This window comes from Parapontixanthobacter aurantiacus (assembly GCF_009827635.1).
GTDB lineage: Bacteria > Pseudomonadota > Alphaproteobacteria > Sphingomonadales > Sphingomonadaceae > Parapontixanthobacter > Parapontixanthobacter aurantiacus.
In genome coordinates this window covers 375720-392055 of record NZ_WTYW01000001.1, presented here as the reverse complement: position 1 = coordinate 392055, position 16336 = coordinate 375720, and the positions used below count along the sequence as shown (strand labels likewise).

Annotated in this window: 17 protein-coding genes; 12 read left to right on the top strand and 5 right to left on the bottom strand. The window is 64.3% G+C overall.

Going from position 1 to position 16336, the window contains the following annotated elements; translation table 11 throughout:
• Nucleotides 1–52: 52 nt before the first annotated feature.
• Complete coding sequence (locus GRI38_RS01840; protein WP_237487409.1) at nucleotides 53–1450, bottom strand: methyl-accepting chemotaxis protein; 1398 nt, start codon at nucleotides 1448–1450, stop codon at nucleotides 53–55.
• Between the two features lie 170 nt (nucleotides 1451–1620).
• Here GRI38_RS01840 and GRI38_RS01835 point away from each other — a divergent pair, with 170 nt between their 5' ends.
• Nucleotides 1621–2883: a cation:proton antiporter gene (locus tag GRI38_RS01835; RefSeq protein ID WP_160682408.1), complete on the top strand. Its 1263-nt coding sequence runs from the start codon at nucleotides 1621–1623 to the stop codon at nucleotides 2881–2883.
• A 140-nt stretch (nucleotides 2884–3023) separates the two neighbouring features.
• On the opposite strand, the gene GRI38_RS01830 is transcribed toward GRI38_RS01835, so the two are convergent.
• Entirely contained in the window at nucleotides 3024–4619 is a 1596-nt protein-coding gene (locus GRI38_RS01830) for a phosphoenolpyruvate carboxykinase (protein ID WP_160681294.1), read from the bottom strand.
• A gap of 333 nt (nucleotides 4620–4952) precedes the next feature.
• Between GRI38_RS01830 and GRI38_RS01825 the strand changes: the two genes are divergently transcribed.
• The 8 genes from GRI38_RS01825 (at nucleotide 4953) to GRI38_RS01790 (ending at nucleotide 11068) form a co-directional block, all read left to right on the top strand.
• Nucleotides 4953–5774 (top strand): response regulator transcription factor, encoded by an 822-nt coding sequence (locus tag GRI38_RS01825; protein ID WP_237487306.1) that lies wholly within the window; start codon nucleotides 4953–4955, stop codon nucleotides 5772–5774.
• A 41-nt stretch (nucleotides 5775–5815) separates the two neighbouring features.
• Nucleotides 5816–7396 carry a stimulus-sensing domain-containing protein gene (locus GRI38_RS01820; RefSeq protein WP_160681292.1) on the top strand — a complete coding sequence of 527 codons (1581 nt, stop codon included), beginning with the start codon at nucleotides 5816–5818 and terminating at the stop codon, nucleotides 7394–7396.
• Nucleotides 7393–7827 carry an HPr kinase/phosphorylase gene (locus GRI38_RS01815; protein ID WP_160681291.1) on the top strand — a complete coding sequence of 145 codons (435 nt, stop codon included), beginning with the start codon at nucleotides 7393–7395 and terminating at the stop codon, nucleotides 7825–7827. Before GRI38_RS01820 ends, GRI38_RS01815 begins: the two co-directional genes overlap by 4 nt.
• A 43-nt stretch (nucleotides 7828–7870) precedes the next feature.
• Entirely contained in the window at nucleotides 7871–8791 is a 921-nt protein-coding gene (gene rapZ, locus GRI38_RS01810) for an RNase adapter RapZ (RefSeq protein WP_160681290.1), read from the top strand.
• Between the two features lie 134 nt (nucleotides 8792–8925).
• Entirely contained in the window at nucleotides 8926–9360 is a 435-nt protein-coding gene (locus GRI38_RS01805) for a PTS sugar transporter subunit IIA (protein WP_160681289.1), read from the top strand.
• Nucleotides 9357–9635, top strand: a complete 279-nt coding sequence (locus tag GRI38_RS01800) for an HPr family phosphocarrier protein (RefSeq protein WP_160681288.1) — start codon at nucleotides 9357–9359, stop codon at nucleotides 9633–9635. Before GRI38_RS01805 ends, GRI38_RS01800 begins: the two co-directional genes overlap by 4 nt.
• Nucleotides 9635–10474 carry a TrmH family RNA methyltransferase gene (locus tag GRI38_RS01795; protein ID WP_160681287.1) on the top strand — a complete coding sequence of 280 codons (840 nt, stop codon included), beginning with the start codon at nucleotides 9635–9637 and terminating at the stop codon, nucleotides 10472–10474. The genes GRI38_RS01800 and GRI38_RS01795 overlap by 1 nt, the downstream gene beginning before the upstream one ends.
• Before the next feature lie 75 nt (nucleotides 10475–10549).
• Nucleotides 10550–11068, top strand: a complete 519-nt coding sequence (locus tag GRI38_RS01790) for a (R)-mandelonitrile lyase (RefSeq protein ID WP_237487305.1) — start codon at nucleotides 10550–10552, stop codon at nucleotides 11066–11068.
• Nucleotides 11069–11090: 22 nt separating this feature from the next.
• Here the strand turns inward: GRI38_RS01790 and GRI38_RS01785 are convergent, their stop codons facing one another.
• Nucleotides 11091–12572: a DNA recombination protein RmuC gene (locus GRI38_RS01785; RefSeq protein WP_160681286.1), complete on the bottom strand. Its 1482-nt coding sequence runs from the start codon at nucleotides 12570–12572 to the stop codon at nucleotides 11091–11093.
• Nucleotides 12573–12694: 122 nt separating this feature from the next.
• On the opposite strand from GRI38_RS01785, the gene GRI38_RS01780 reads away from it, so the two are divergent.
• Nucleotides 12695–13099 carry a four-helix bundle copper-binding protein gene (locus tag GRI38_RS01780; RefSeq protein WP_160681285.1) on the top strand — a complete coding sequence of 135 codons (405 nt, stop codon included), beginning with the start codon at nucleotides 12695–12697 and terminating at the stop codon, nucleotides 13097–13099.
• A 74-nt stretch (nucleotides 13100–13173) separates the two neighbouring features.
• Here the strand turns inward: GRI38_RS01780 and def are convergent, their stop codons facing one another.
• Together def and recR are read right to left on the bottom strand one after the other, a co-directional pair.
• Nucleotides 13174–13740 (bottom strand): peptide deformylase, encoded by a 567-nt coding sequence (def, locus tag GRI38_RS01775; protein WP_160682406.1) that lies wholly within the window; start codon nucleotides 13738–13740, stop codon nucleotides 13174–13176.
• Between the two features lie 201 nt (nucleotides 13741–13941).
• The gene (recR, locus tag GRI38_RS01770; RefSeq protein ID WP_160681284.1) at nucleotides 13942–14538 is read right to left on the bottom strand and encodes a recombination mediator RecR; all 597 of its coding nucleotides are present in this window, start codon (nucleotides 14536–14538) and stop codon (nucleotides 13942–13944) included.
• Between the two features lie 142 nt (nucleotides 14539–14680).
• Between recR and fmt the strand changes: the two genes are divergently transcribed.
• Together fmt and truA are read left to right on the top strand one after the other, a co-directional pair.
• Nucleotides 14681–15586 carry a methionyl-tRNA formyltransferase gene (gene fmt / locus GRI38_RS01765; protein WP_160681283.1) on the top strand — a complete coding sequence of 302 codons (906 nt, stop codon included), beginning with the start codon at nucleotides 14681–14683 and terminating at the stop codon, nucleotides 15584–15586.
• Nucleotides 15583–16326, top strand: coding sequence for a tRNA pseudouridine(38-40) synthase TruA (truA, locus tag GRI38_RS01760; RefSeq protein WP_160682405.1), 744 nt, complete (start codon nucleotides 15583–15585; stop codon nucleotides 16324–16326). Before fmt ends, truA begins: the two co-directional genes overlap by 4 nt.
• Nucleotides 16327–16336: the final 10 nt, after the last annotated feature.

The window sequence follows — 16336 nt, the reverse complement described above, 5'->3', positions numbered from 1 at the left end:
GCCCGAACCCGTTCTGTAAGCGCGGATCAGGCCGTGCGGTTCGGGCGTCCCCTTAGGCGGCGCGCGAACCCTGCGCCTGGAAATCGTCGGCCAGCCGGTCGAAGGACTGGCGATAGCTGCGCGTGTCGTTTTCAAGCTGGCCGAGCAGCTGGTCGACGAGCGAGAATTTCTCGTCCACGTCGCCCAGCAGTTTCGCGACGTCGTTCGCTTCGTTGCCGATCGCCGCGACTTCCTTCGAAACGTGTTCCGCGCTCATGAAGGTTTCCGAGACCGCGTCGGTAATGGCCTGCACCAGCTCGATCTGATCGGCGACCTGCGTTTCGACGCCGCTCGCGCTGTCCTTGATCTCCGAGATGGACTCGCTGATCTTTTCCGCCAGTTCGGCGCTGCTCTTCGTCGCGGCGATCATCTCGAGCACCTGGGTCGAGATTTCCTGTGTCGCGTCGCGCGTCTCGTTGGCGAGATGCTTGACCTCGCCCGCGACCACCGCAAAGCCCGCGCCGCTTTCGCCGGCGCGAGAGGCTTCGATACTGGCGTTCAATGCGAGCAGCTGCGTCTGGTCCGCGATCTTCTGGATCATCTTGACGATGGCCTTCACCTTCGCGCTGCTATCGGCGAGCTGCTTGGCGCTGACCGCCGAAGCGACCGCCTTCTCCGCCGTATCGCTCGACACGAGTTCCGTGTGGCGCGCGCTCTTGCCGACCTTCTCAATCGTGCCGCCAAGAAATCCGACGGAGCGTTCGGCCTCGCCCATCGCGCTCGCGCTCTGCTGCGCGGAAGCGGCGACGGCGCTGCTCGCATCGAGCAGCTTGCGGCTTGAAACGCCAGCCTTCTGGGTAGAGGCACGGAACAGTTCGGTCTGCTCACCGAGGATCTTGACCGTGCCGAGCACCCTGTCCTCGAAGGTTTTCGCCTGCGATTGCAACGACGCGCGATAATTCTCGCGGTGGACGTCGTTCATCGCCGTGCTGATAATGTCCGATTCGATCGCGGTCAGGGTCTGGAGCGCCTGCATGACTTCGATGAGGCGCTCGCCTTCCAGCTTGTCGGCGGCAATCCGCATGGCTTCGGCAAAGGTGACGGAGACGATGGCGAGGCCGGTCGTCATGCGCGCGCCGACGGCGGCGAGCATCTTTCCGAAATTATAGAGGTAGGGAATGCCTTCCTCGATATTGGTATGGGTGAATCGGGCGTTGAAGAAATAGGCAGCCTGCTTGCGCTGCATTTCCAGCGCTTCGGCGTTCATCGTGCCGGCAAGGCGAGGGTCACGGCGGCAGACTTCGCATTGGAGGTCGAAGATCCGGTCGCTGTGACCGCGCATGATTTCGTCCATGCCGCGAAGCGCGTCCGTCAGGCGGTGATCCGGATCGAACAGGCGCAGCCGTTCCTGCCAGGCGTCGAGATCGAACACGCGCTTCTGGAATTGCTGCTTCGCGACCGGCTGGTCCATCTGTCTCACGCTCCCTCTTTATCGAAGCGGCGATAAGTCACCTTCGCAAAGATATGGTTAATATCGCCTCGATGGGGGGCAAACGGCTTCGCAGGACCTTACGAGACGCTGCCGACAAGATAGCTTCGGCGCGCGAGGCACCTTTTCGCAGCGTGGCGCGTTCTTGCTTCATGTTCGGGTTCGATACGTATCATTTCATGTTCGCAGGGGCGGGAGCGGTCATCATCGCCGCCTACTGGCTGCCGCGCTTCCTGTCGGGACGCGAACCGGCGGCGAGCGCCCTCCTCGTCCTGATCGGCTTTATCACCTTCACCTTCTTTCCCGGAATGCCCGAAGCGCTCGACCCGATCGCGCAGCCGCGCATCTGGGAGGTCTTTGCGGAAATCTGCGTGATCATGGGGCTGTTCGGCACCGGCCTCAGGATCGACCGGGTGCGCGACCGAGAGCAATGGTGGCCGACGCTCAAGCTGTTGCTCATCGCAATGCCTTTGACCATCGTCGCCCTCGCGCTGTTCGGCTGGTTCGCCGCCGGGATGACGCTGGCCGGAGGGTTGCTGCTCGGCGCGATCCTCTCGCCTACGGACCCGGTGCTGGCGGGCGACGTGCAGGTGGGCCCACCGCTCGAAGGAGGCGAGCACCCGGTCCGCTATGCGCTGACGACGGAAGCGGGCCTCAATGACGGGCTCGCCTTTCCTTTCGTCCATCTCGGCATCCTCGTTGCCGTGGCGGGCGGGTTCTCTACAGGGCTGATGACCGAGTGGATCCTGCGCGACGTCATTTACAAGATCGTCATGGGCGCGGCGATGGGCGGCGCGGTCGGCTGGCTCGCGGGCAAGCTGCTGTTCGACTGGCCGCACGACAATCCCCTGTCGAAGACTCGTTCGGGCGTGATTGCCTTCGCCGGCGTCCTGCTGACCTACGGCATTACCGAACTGGCCGAGGGCTACGGCTTCATCGCCGCTTTCGTCGCGGGCGTGGTCCTGCGCCGCGAAGAGAGCGACAGCCGCTTCCACAAGCGGCTCCACGACTTCTCGGAATCGCTGGAGCACACGCTGACCGCAATCCTGCTGGTGGCGCTGGGCGCGGCCCTGCCGACGCTCATGCCCTATCTCGACTGGAGCCATGCCTTCATCGGGCTGGCGCTCATCTTCCTCATTCGCCCGCTTACCGCTTCATTCGCCCTTGCCGGCACGCCGCTGACCCGGCGGCAGAAGCTCGTCACGGCATTCTATGGCGTGCGCGGGATCGGCTCCATCTACTACCTCGCCTATGCGGGCAATCACGTCGATCTATTCAACGAGCCGGGATTGTGGGCGACCGTCGCCTTCACCATCGTCGTATCGACCATCGTGCATGGCCTGACCGCCGGTATCGCGGTGGAACGCGCGACCGCCGAGGACGAGATCAGCGCCAAGGCGCAACCGGCGGAATAGGAGCTGCCCTCGACAGCGGCTCAGGCACCCGGTCGAGTTTCAGCGCCGTCTCGTTGCCCGTCGATGGCAAAACCCCCTCCGCAGCGGTCATGCCGCCACGAAGGGGGTTTTCCTCTCCAACCGGTATGAAGCGGTAAGGATCAGGCCGCGGTCGGGGCCGCTTCCCTCACGCCAGAATCGACATGCGCCTCGAACTCCGCGAAATTGTCGACGAAGAGCTGCACCAGCTTCTTCGCCGTGCGGTCATATTCGTCCTTGTCGTCCCAGGTCGTGCGCGGATCGAGAATGTCCTGGTCGATGCCCTGTTCTTCGAGCGAGGGAACCGAGACCGGCACGTCGAAGCCGAAATTCGGATCCTTGCGGAACTCGACATCGTTGAGCGAACCGTCCAGCGCCGCATTGAGCAGGGCGCGGGTCGCCTTGATCGGCATCCGCTTGCCCGTGCCGTATTTGCCGCCGGTCCAGCCCGTATTGACGAGCCAGCACTGCGCGCCGCCTTCCGCGATGCGCTTCTTCAGAAGATTGCCGTAAACGCTCGGATGGCGCGGCATGAACGGCGCGCCGAAACAGGTCGAGAACGTCGCTTCGGGTTCGGTCACGCCGATTTCCGTTCCGGCGACCTTCGCCGTATAGCCCGAGAGAAAGTGATACATCGCCTGGTCGGGGGTGAGGCGCGCGATCGGAGGCAGCACGCCGAAGGCATCGGCGGTCAGCATGATGACGTTGCTGGGCGGCGGGCCCATGTTCTCGTCGGAAGTGTTCGGGATCGAGGACAGCGGATAGGCGCCGCGCGTATTCTCTGCGAGCGAGTTGTCGTCGAGATCGATCTTGCCGTTCTCGTCCATCACGACGTTTTCGAGCAGCGTGCCCTTCATCTTCGTCGTGGCGTAGATTTCCGGCTCCGCTTCGGGATCGAGGCGGATCATCTTGGCATAGCAGCCGCCTTCGAAATTGAAGACCGCCGTGTCCGACCAGCCATGTTCGTCGTCACCGATCAGGGTGCGGCTCGCATCGGCGGACAGTGTCGTCTTGCCCGTGCCGGACAGGCCGAAGAACACCGCCGACTTGCCGTCCGGACCAATATTCGCCGAGCAGTGCATCGGCATCACGCCCTTAACCGGCAGGAGGTAGTTCAGAACGCCGAACACGCTCTTCTTCATTTCGCCGCCATACTCGGTGCCGCCGATCAAAATCAGCTTCTCTTCGAGATTGACCGCGATGACCGTTTCGCTGCGTGTACCGTGGCGTTCGGGATCGGCGTTGAAGCTCGGCAGGTCGATGATGACGTATTCCGCCTCGAACCCTTCGAGTTCGTCCTTCGTCGGGCGAACGAGCATGGTGCGGATGAACTGGTTGTGCCAGGCATATTCGTTGACGACGCGCACCCGGACGCGGTGTTCAGGCTGCGATCCGCCGAACAGGTCGGCGACGTAGAGCTTGTCCTTGTCCTTCAGCGCGGCGAGGAAGTCTTCCTTCAGATTGGCAAAATGCTCCGGCGTCATGGAGGCGTTGTTGTCCCACCAGACGGTGTCTTCTGTCTCGGCGTTGCGGACGATGAACTTGTCCTTCGCGCTGCGTCCCGTGTGCTTGCCCGTCGTGACCACCAGCGGACCACCCTCGGCGAGCTTGCCTTCGCCATTGTCGAGCGCGGCCTGCGTCAACTCGTCGGAGGACAGGTTGGCGTGGATGGTTGCGTTGGTAACTATACCGTTATCGGCGAGCGAAATGGATGACACGGGACGGGACTCCTGAAACTTGATGCTACAGCGGCAATGCCGGTCGAAGACCTTGCCGGCCGACTGCAACGATAGCACGAGCCTGGGGCGCCGTGCATACGAATGCGCTCTCGGTTGTCTTTCCCGTTAATAGCGCACAACAGTCGCGTCAAATGCCGTTAACCGCGTATTGTCGCGCCGATCCAACGACTGTCGCGATTTGCGACATCCCGAATTATCAAAGTTTATATTTCGGAGTCACGGATGCTGCAAATGCGAAGGTTTCATGCTGCGTAGCGGCATATTGATGCCGCGTTGTATCGGGCGTGCGAAAGGGCTAGGTTTCGAGGCGATATGGAACATAGCGAAGACATGAGCGACCTTTCCGCAAACGCGCCCGACCCGAACGACGACAAGGCAGTCGATGCGGTGCATGACGGTGGCGAGGATACGGGCAAAGAGGATCAGACCGTCATCGCGCTGGTGGATGACGACCGCAATATCCTGACGACGGTCTCGATCGCCTTGCAGGCCGAAGGCTACATGACCCGCGTCTATTCCGATGGCGAGACCGCGCTGAAGGCTCTTCTCGAGAACCCTCCCGATCTCGCCGTGTTCGACATCAAGATGCCGCGCATGGACGGCCTCGAACTGCTGCGCGCGCTGCGGGCGCAATCGGCCCTTCCCGTCATCTTCCTGACCAGCAAGGATGACGAGCAGGACGAGGAACAGGGCCTTGAAATGGGCGCGGACGACTATATCGCCAAGCCCTTCAGCCTGCGCCTGCTACTGGCCCGTATCCGCGCTATCCTGCGCCGGCGCGATGCTCGCCTGCCGCAAGGCTCCAGCACCAAGAGCAGCGGAGAAGCGGCGGGCAATCTGACCCGCGGGCGCCTGTTCATGGATGCAGAGCGCCATTACGTGACCTGGGACGGCAAGCCCGTCTCGCTTACCGTGACCGAGTTCCTGTTGCTGGAAGCGCTGGCGACCCGGCCCGGCGTCATCAAGTCGCGCAACCAACTGATGGATTCCGCCTATCCCGACGACATGTTCGTCGACGACCGGACGGTGGACAGCCACATCAAGCGGATGCGGCGCAAGTTTCGCAGCATCGACGACAATTTCTCCGCCATCGAGACGCTTTACGGGGCAGGCTACAGCTTCTCCGATGGCTGAAGGTATACGGGGGATCGCGCGAATTCGCGCGTGGACGGCGAATGTTTGAGGAAACGCGCAGCGTCCTGCGAAGCGATCCGCGCCTGTCCAAGCTGCGCTGGTCGTTGCGCCTCTCGCTTTACTGGCGCATCCTGTTCGTCAACATCCTGCCGCTGATCCTGCTGGGCGGCGGGCTGATCTACATCGACAGCTATCGCAAGCAATTGCTGGACGAGCGGTTCAAGCTTGCCCTGATCGAAGCGCAGATCACGGCCGAGGCGCTGGCCGGGGCGACGCCCGAACGGCAGGCGGCGCTGCTCATCCAGATCGGTCGCGAACAGCGCCTACGCCTGCGGGTGTACGACGCGGCGGGCAATCTCAAGACCGACAGCTTCTCGCTCGCCCCGCCCTCCTTCACGCTGAACGACCCGCGCGACGACCTCGATGCGAGCGGCCTTTCGCGCAATCTCGATCGCGCGTTCGACTGGATCGTCGGAGCCCCGCCCTTGCCCGATTATGTCGAGCCCGCGGCCGACGATGCGGAGGACTGGCCGGAACTGCAGCGGGCGCGGGAGGAGAACCTGACGCAGATCGTATTGCGCGACGCGCCCGACGGAACGCACGTCATCACCGCCGCCGCGCCGGTCGGCCTCGACGGTGAGACACTCCTCACGACCCGCAATCCTGTCGACATCACCCGCGCCGTGCGGGAGGCGCGCAGCACCGTCGCGATCGTCGTTCTGGTCGCGCTCGCTTCGTCCACGCTGCTCTCGCTGTTTCTCGCCCGCACCATCGTCCAGCCGCTGCGCGAACTCGTGCGTGCCGCAATCCGGGTGCGGCAGGGCCGGGAACGGCTGGTCGAAGTGCCGCGCCTGCCCGAAAGAAGCGACGAGATCGGCCTGCTCGCCCGCGCCATCTCGGATATGTCGAGCGCCCTGCGCACCCGCATCGACGCGGTCGAGAGTTTCGCCGCCGACGTCGCGCACGAGATCAAGAACCCGCTCGCCTCCTTGCGCAGCGCGGTCGAATCGCTCGGCAAGGTCGAGGACCCGGACTTGCGCAAACAGTTGAGCGAGATAGCCGAGCACGACGTCCGCCGCATCAGCCGCCTCGTCACGGAAATCTCAGATGCCAGCCGGATCGATGCAGAGATCTCGCGCGCCGTTTTCGAGCCTGTCGACCTTGCGGAACTGGCCGAGAACATCATCGCGTCGCGCGATGCTCGCGGGGAGAACGGCAGCGCCCATGTCGAACTGTCGACGGGCCGGGACTATTATTTCGTCAACGGCGTTCCGGCGCGGCTCGAACGGGTGATCGAGAACCTGATCGACAATGCCGTGTCCTTCTCGCCCGAAAGCGGAACGATCGCGGTCACCCTGTCCGCGCCCGGACAGACCATCGTGATGGACATTTGCGACGAGGGTCCGGGCATCCCGGAAAGCGCGCGGGAAAAAATCTTCACGCGGTTTCATTCGGATCGGCCGGAAGAAGAAGATTTCGGCAATCATTCGGGCCTTGGCCTCGCGATAGCACGAACCATCTGCGAAGCGCATGAAGGCACGCTGACCGCTCATGCCCGCAGCGATGGGGCAAGCGGGGCGTGCCTGCGGATGGTCCTGCCGGCGCTCCCCGAGCCCGAATGAGCGGAACGTCGGTCCTCAACATGACGGCGGTGGCGGTCGGTGGTCGTGCGCTGCTCCTCGCCGGGCCGCCCGGTAGCGGCAAGTCGACGCTGGCGCTCGCGCTGATCGATCGCGGGGCGCAGTTGATCGGCGACGATGGTGTGCTGCTCGAAGGCAATGGGGACCACCTTATCGCGCAGCCGCCCGAGGGGCAGACGCGCGGGCTTCTCGAAGTGCATGGGGTAGGCCTCGTCTCCTTCGCGGTGACTGCGGCTCCGGTGGCGCTGATCCTCGAATCTCACGATGCGCCTCCTCGTCTGCCCGAGACGGTCGAGCGTCGCACACTGCTCGACATTGCCATTCCCGTGGTGCCTTTCGACTATCGCGCGCCCTCTGCCGTTCTGCGCGCCGAACTCGCCCTGAGACATCACGGCCTGCCCCTTTCGCCATGATGCGTTGCGTCCCCGGCGGCATTGCGTCATTGAGCCGTTTGCGATGAGAGAACCCGATACCGCCTCGCTGTCGAACGACGATGCAGCCCAGCGCATCCTGCTCGTCACCGGCCTGTCGGGAGCGGGCAAGTCCACCGCACTGCACGAACTCGAAGACATGGGCTGGGAGATCATCGACAATTTCCCCATTCGCCTGCTGCCCGGAATGATCGCGACCGAAGGCGAACCGCACGCCCCCCTCGCCATCGGGTTCGATTCGCGCACGCGCGGCTTCGTGCCTCACGAGATTACCGAGATGGTGAAGGAGTATTCGCGCGCGGACGGGATCTCGATCACCACCCTGTTCATCGATTGCGGCAGCGCCGAACTCGAGCGCCGTTACAACGAGACGCGGCGGCGCCACCCGATGGCCGCCGAACGCCCGGTTCGCGAAGGCATCCTGGCGGAACGCGAACTGCTCGAACCGCTGCGCCGCTGGGCCGATCTCGTCATCGACACGACCGACCTGTCGAGCAACCTCCTGCAACAGGTCGTGCGCGACAAGTTCTCCGACGCCTATCGCCAGCCGATGACCGTCACCATTTCCAGCTTCGGCTTCGCCCGAGGGATGCCGCCGCTGGCCGATCTCGTCTTCGATATGCGCTTTCTCGACAATCCGCACTGGATCGCCGGCTTGCGGGAACAGACGGGGCTCGACGGACCCGTCGGCGATCATATCCTGAGCGACGAGGCGTTCGAACCGGCCTTCGCCAAGATGAAGGACCTCGTCCTTGAACTGCTGCCGCGCTATGCCGCGCAGGGCCGCAGCTATCTCAACATTGCCTTCGGGTGTACCGGCGGGAGACACCGCAGCGTTTTTACCGCGGAAACCATGGCCGACACCTTGCGCGAGCAGGGCTTTTCGCCCACGGTCATCCATCGCAATCTCAAGGCGCGGCAAACCGACGAGCTTGAGGGGCGATAAGTAAGGGTTAATGCCGCAACGCGGATAATTTCGCGACGAACAGGCAAGGCGAAGATACTCGATTCGAACCATCGCATGGACACTTCATTGACAACTCCGCAGCTTCTGACCGCCGGGGCAATCCGGACCGCTCGATGATCGGCATCGTCCTCGTCACCCATGGCAGCCTCGCCGAGACCTTCATCGATGCGATGGAGCATGTCGTCGGCAAGCAGGAAAACGTCGCGCCGATCTGCATCGGGCCGAATGACGACATGGAACAGCGGCGCGAGGAAATTGCCGCCGCCATCGCCGCCGTCGACGAGGGGAGCGGGACGATCCTGCTGACCGACCTGTTCGGCGGCACGCCTTCGAACCTCGCCATCTCGCTGATGGAGGCAGGCCGCATCGAGGTCATCGCGGGCATCAACCTGCCCATGCTGATCCGGCTGTCGAGCTGTCGCAACACGATGAACGTGACCGACGCCGTGCGGGCCGCGCGCGATGCCGGGCGCAACTACATCACGGTCGCCTCCGAATTTCTCGGCCATGCGGGCGAAGCGAGGGAAGCGAAAGTCGCCGGTTCATGAGCCGCGCCGCGCGCGAAGTCGTGATCGTCAATCAGCGCGGGCTTCATGCGCGCGCGAGTGCGAAATTCGTCGGTGCGGTCGCCGCGCTGCCAGACGACTGCAAGGTGACCGTCGCGAAGGACGGCAACGCAGCCGCAGGCGGCTCGATCCTCGGTCTGATGATGCTGGGCGCGGCGAAGGGCGACACGGTGACCGTCGCGGTCGAGGGCGATGACGCCGATGCGGTCTGCGACGAACTGACCGCGATGATTTCCGACGGCTTCGGCGAGGAATAGTGACCGGTTCGCCTGAAGGACATTCCCCGGACGACGGCGCCCGGCGGCGCACCATATCCGGCTTCTCCAACCCGACCGTCAAATATCTGCGCTCCCTGCGCGACAAGAAGCATCGCCGCCGCGAGCGCAAGTTCCTCGTCGAGGGTCTGCGCCTGCTTACCGATGCGCGCGAGACCGGCCACGTTCCCGAGCTGCTCGTCATGGCCGCGGGCCGCGATCCCCACCCGCTCGTCGCGGCGCTCGAGAAGGCAGTCGCGGCAGAAGGCGGCGACATCGTGGAGACGACGCCCGACATCCTGTCCAAGATCACCGGTAAGGACAATGCGCAGAGCCTCGTCGGTGTCTTCCCGGAATTCGACACCGCGCTCGACCGGATCGAGCGCGATGCGGCGGACATCTGGCTGGTCGCACAGGCGCTGCGCGATCCCGGCAATCTCGGCACGATGCTGCGGACAGGCGATGCGATCGGCGCGGGTGGCCTCATCCTGATCGACGATTGCGCCGACCCTTTCGGTGTGGAAGCCGTGCGCGCCAGCATGGGCGCGATCTTCACGCAGCGCGTGGCGCGCGCGTCTTGGGCGGAATTCGAGACATGGCTGCGCGGCGGTGCGGGGCAGCTTGTCGCCGCCAGTCTGCGCGAGGCGGTGCCCTATCGCGAGGCGGCCTATGCCGCGCCCTGCTTCGTCATGGTCGGCAACGAATCGCGCGGCTTGCCTGCCGAATACGAGACGGCCTGCGACCTGCGCGTGACGATGCCGATGCTCGGGCGCGCGGACAGCCTCAACGCCGCCGTCGCCGCTGCCGTGCTGGGTTACGAGGTGCGCGCGCGGCTCGGCTGACTGCCGAGAGATAGTTTAATCGCGGAAGCGCGTGTCGGGAAAGGAACGCGGTGCGCGGCCCCTCATTGTGCCGTCATGACCACTACGACCCTTATTGCCGGCGTGCTGCTGGCACAGGCAGCCCCTGCCCCGGCCTCGACCACTTTCGAAACGGGCACCGGCGAGGAAGCGACAATGGAAATCGACCGCAAGGAAGCCCGCGAACCGGTCGAGGGGCCGGAAGAATACTTCACCGGCACCGCCCACATTTCCGGCCAGTTCGATCGCGCCGGTCCCTCGCGCGTGACCGGGGCCATCGTCTCCTTCGAACCGGGCGCGCGGACCGCCTGGCACAGCCACCCGCTCGGCCAGACGCTCTACGTCACGCAAGGGATCGGCTGGACGCAGTTGCGCAATGGCGAGAAATACGAGTTCTACGAGGGCGACATCCTGTGGTGCCCGCCGGACAAGGACCACTGGCACGGCGCGACCCCGGACAGCAGCATGACGCATTACGTCGTGCAGGAAGCGCTGGATGGCGAGAACGTCGTGTGGAAGGAAAAGGTCACGGACGAGGAATACATGTCGCCGCTCGCCAAGGGCGGCGGGAACTGAAGCCGGATTTTCGGAGCGACGCCTATTCCGCCGCGTCGCGCTCCTCTTCCTCGATCGAAGCGGCGCTGTCGGCTTCTTCCGAGAAATTCGCCAGCCGGCGCGGCTGATGCCCGATCGGCAGCGCCTCCGCCAGATCCTTCGCGCTGGTATCGATGCTCAGTTCCTCGAACCGCTCGCCGGTGCGGCGCAGATTGGTATCGAAGCTGCCGACCAGCTTGTCGAAATGCGTATTGGTGGATGCAAGGCTCTTGCGGAGCGCCCCCAGATGACCGGCGACGACGCCCAAGCGGTCGTAGAGTTCCTTGCCGAGCGCGGCGATTTCCTGCGCGTCGGCCTGCACGCCCGCCTGCCGCCAGACCGTGCTGACCGTCAGCGCGATCGACATGAAGTTCAATGGCGATGACAGGACAATCTGCTTCTTCAGCGCGTAATCCAGAAGGCCGCTATCCTGCGTCAGCGCGGCGTAAAGAACATGCTCGCCGGGCACGAACATGACGACGAAATCGGCCGATCCCTCGACGAAATCCTGATACCTCTTGGCCGATAGCTCGTCGATATGTGTGCGCAATTCGCGCGCATGGGTCCGCAACAATTCCTGCCGCTCTTCCTCGTTATCGGCCTCGTTCGCCCGCGCATAGGTGTTGAAGACGTTCTTCACGTCGACGACCAGCCGCCTGCTGCCGGGGATGTTGATGACGGCATCGGGGCGCAGGATGTTGCTGTCGTCCCCGCGCACGCTGACCTGGAAGTCGAAATCCGCCTTGTCATAGAGGCCGCAGCTTTCCAGGAGGTTTGCCAGCTGCAATTCGCCCCAGTCGCCCCGCGCCTTGGTCGCGCCGCGCAGCGTGGTCGTGATGCGGTTGGCGCCTTCCATCACCCGCTCCTGGCCCTCACGGACCTGTCCGATGACGCCCTGCAACCGTTCGAAATCGCTGACCCTGTTCTTCTCGAGTTCCTCGACCCGCTTGCGATAGCGTTCCAGCGTCTCGCCGACCGGCCCGACCTTTTTCTCCAGTTCGGCGAGGCTTTCCTTGTTCAGCGATGCGAGATGCGACTGCGCGCCTTCGAGGAACTTCGAGCGTGCTCCTTCCAGCATCTTTTCGCCGATCTCGTTGAACTTAGCCTGCAGCTTTTCTTCGGCATCGACGAGGCGCTTCAACTCGCGCTCGAAATGGCGTTCGCGCTCGGCATAGCGTTCTTCCAACGCCCGTTCTCGCGCCTCTGCACCGCTTTCCAGCGAGGCGAGCCGTCCGGCGAGACTTTCGCGGTCGGACCGCACCTGCTCGAGCTTGTCCGCCAGAGTATCCGCGGCTTGTGCGCGAACGGTCGCGTTCTCCAGATCCACGATCGCCCGGCGAAACTTCTCGTCCACCTCGCGCGCCTCCGCATCGCGCTCCGCATGGCGCGCCTTCCAGTCGGCGACGGGGCGTGACCCCATGAACCAGCCGGCCGCCCCGCCGATCAGCAGGGCCACGATGATGAGAATAAGTGCGATCGTATCCATGACGCGGGAACATAGACGGAACGCCGGGCGCCTGCCAAGTCGAACTGCATCCGAAATGGTGCAAAAGGACGGAACCAGACGCCGCGCTTGTTCGCTCCTGTTTCGAAAGGAGAATTCTTCCCATGTCCATCAAGGAAATGATTTCCGAACACCCGCAGGTCGGGGCCGACTATAATGAGCAACTGGCCGAGGCGGTGAAGCACGCGATGTATTGCGCGGCGATCTGCAATTCCTGCGCCGATGCCTGCCTCGCCGAAGAGGGCGACATGCGCGATTGCATCCGCGACTGCCTCGATTGCTCCGACGTGTGCACCGCGACCTATCGCATCGCGACGCGCCGCACCTCCGGCAATGTGGGCCTCATCGAGCAGATGCTGCGGACCTGCATCATGGCCTGCGAAATCTGCGAAGACGAATGCAAGAAGCACGATAACGACCACTGCCGCCGCTGCGCGCAGATGTGCCGCGAATGTGCCGACGATTGCCTGAAGGCACTCAACGGGATGCAGCAACAGCAGCACGCCTGAGGCGACGCAGCCGTATCACGAACGAAAAAGCCCCGCTTCACGGCGGGGCTTTTTGCTATCTCGTCTGGACGATATCAGGCCGCGCGGCGAAGCTTGTCCAGCTTCTTCAGCGCCATCTGGCGCTTGAGGCGGCTCAAATGGTCGATGAAGAGAATACCTTCGAGGTGATCCATCTCGTGCTGGATGCAGGTCGCCATCATGCCCGTCAGGTCTTCCTCATGGTGGTTGCCGTCAAGGTCCTGATAGCGGACGCGGCAGGCCGACGGGCGGTCGACATCGGCATAGATGTCGGGGACCGACAGGCAGCCTTCCTGATAGGTCGCGAGTTCCTGCGACGGGTCGAGGATCTCGGGATTGACGAAGATACGCGGTTCCTTCTTCGTCGCCGGATGCGTGTGACTATGCCCGTCATGGTCGCATTCGACCGGCGGCGCGTCCGGGTCCTCGGGTTGCAGGTCGATGACGAGGATGCGCTTGGGCACGCCGATCTGGATCGCCGCGAGACCGATGCCGTTGGCGGCATACATCGTCTCGAACATGTCGTCGGTCAGGGTCTTCAAGTCCGCATCGAACTCGGTCACCGGCTCGGAAACGGTCTTCAGCCGCGGATCGGGCGCTTCGATAATCGTGTGAATGGTCATGGCACGAAGATAGTCGCTGCCCCGCCCTCCTGCAAGCGCGCAGCACCCACCCCGGTCCTTCCAAAAGGGAGCGAAGCATGAAAGGTCAAGCATGAGACCCGGCTCGTCGAAGCGACGAACCGCAAGCGCGACCGCGCGTCGGCGCTTATGCGCCGCCCCCTCGGAGGCATTCGCGCAGCGAATTGCCGCGAGAGAAGTAAACTACCCCAGCGGCCGCCGCGCCCTCAGCGCCTGCGCCAGCGTTCCCTCGTCGAGATAGTCGAGCTCGCCCCCGACCGGCAGGCCATGCGCCAACTGCGTGACGCGCACCGGCAAGTCCTCCAGCCGTTCCGCGATGTAATGCGCGGTCGTCTGCCCCTCCAGCGTCGCGTTCATCGCGAGCACGATCTCGTCCACGCCGCCACCGCCGACCCGTTCGAGCAATTCGGCAATGCTGAGGTCTTCGGGCCGCACGCCGTCGAGCGCCGACAGCTTGCCGCCCAGCACGTGATAGGTTCCGGTGAACAGCCTCGCCCGGTCCAGGGCCCATAGATCGGCGACATCCTCCACGACGCAAATGCTGCGCGCATCGCGGCGCGGATCGCTGCATACGCCGCACGGGTTACGCGTATCGACATTGCCGCAGATGTCGCACTCGACCAACGTATCGCGCACCCCCTCCAGCGCCTCCAGCAGGGCGGGCAGCGCATTCTCGCGGCGCTTGACGAGATACAGCACCGCCCGGCGCGCGCTGCGCGGGCCGAGCCCGGGCAGGCGGGCAAGCGCAGCCGCGAGCGTCTCGATCTCCTGCGATGCCATCTGTGCCGAATGCCTTCCTCGTGCGGCTCCGCTTGTCGAAGCGTCAAGCCTTGCCTATCGCTGGCCGCGCCGACGGTCCGCAATGCGCGCTTCCCAAAAGGAACGAGCGACTGCCGGGATCGAAGCGGTGAGGAGCTATGTAATGCGTATTGTTTTCATGGGAACACCCGAATTCGCAGTGCCGACGCTGCGCGCGCTCGACCATGCCGGCCATACGCTGCTCGCTGCCTATACCCAGCCGCCCAGAAAGGCGGGACGCGGCAAAAAATTACAGTCCTCGCCCGTCCAGAAGGAAGCCGAAACGCTGGGTATCGAGGTGCGCTCGCCCGTTTCGCTTAAAAGCGAGGAGGAACGCGACCGCTTCGCCGCGCTGGAGCCGGACATCGCGGTCGTCGCCGCCTATGGCCTCATATTGCCGCAAGCGATCCTCGACATTCCCGAGCATGGCTGCCTCAATGTCCATGCGAGCCTCCTGCCCGCGTGGCGCGGCGCCGCGCCGATCCAGCGCAGCATCCTCGCCGGCGACAGCGTCACGGGCATCACCATCATGCAGATGGAGAAAGGTCTCGACACCGGGCCGATGCTGGCGACGGTTCGGACCCCCATCGACGACAAGACGGCAGGCGAACTCGAAGCCGAACTGGCCGAGAAAGGCGCGCAGCTGATGGTCGGCACGCTGCGCGATCTCGCCATCCATCGCCCCATTGCGCAGGACGACGCGGAAGCGACTCACGCGCCCAAGATCGACAAAGCGGAAAGCCGGATCGACTGGACCCGCGATGCGGAGTTCATCGAGCGACAGATCCGCGCATTCGCTCCCCGGCCGGGGGCGTTCTGCGAACTGGAAGGCGAGCGCCTCCGCATACTCTCGGCGCAGGTGATCGGGCGCCAGGGTGAACCGGCGACGGTGCTGGACGAGGAGTTCACCATCGCCTGCGGCCATGCGGCGATCCGCCCGACCCGCATCCAGCGCGCCGGAAAGCCCGCCATGGACACGAAGGACTTCCTTCGCGGGAAGCGGATCGAGCCGGGAACGCGCCTCTCCTGATGCGGCTTGCGCTGACGATCGAATTCGACGGCACGCCGTTCCAGGGGCTGCAGCGGCAGGCGCATGGGCCGAGCGTGCAGCAGGCGGTGGAGGACGCCGCTTTCGCCGTGACGGGGGAGCGCGTCATCCTGCACAGCGCGGGCCGGACCGACAGCGGCGTTCACGCGCTTGCCATGCGCAGCCATCTCGACATCGCAAAGGACATGACCCCCTTCCGCTTCATGGAGGCGCTGAACGCGCATCTGCGCCCGGCCCCGGTCGCCATTCTCGCCTGCGAGGAAGTCGACGAGGACTGGCACGCGCGCTTTTCCTGCATCGGACGGCGATACCAATATCGGATCGCCAATCGCCGTGCGCCGCTGACGCTGGAAAAGAACCGTGCCTGGCTCGTCCGGCAGGAACTCGACGCAGATGCGATGAACGACGCCGCGCAGGCGTTGGTCGGGCAGCACGACTTCACGACCTTCCGCTCGGTCCATTGCCAGGCGGCGAGCCCCGTCAAATCGCTCGACCGGCTCGAGGTGGAGCGCACCGACGACCGGATCACCATCTATGCGGAGGCGCGCAGCTTCCTTCACCATCAGGTGCGCTCGATGGTCGGATGCCTCGCGCTCGTCGGCATGGGCCGCTGGCCCGTCGCACGGGTCGCCGAGGCGCTGGCCGCACGCGATCGCAATGCGCTGGGTCTCAACGCCCCGCCGCACGGCCTCTATTTCGTCGAAGCGGTTTATCCCGATTGACGCAGGCCCG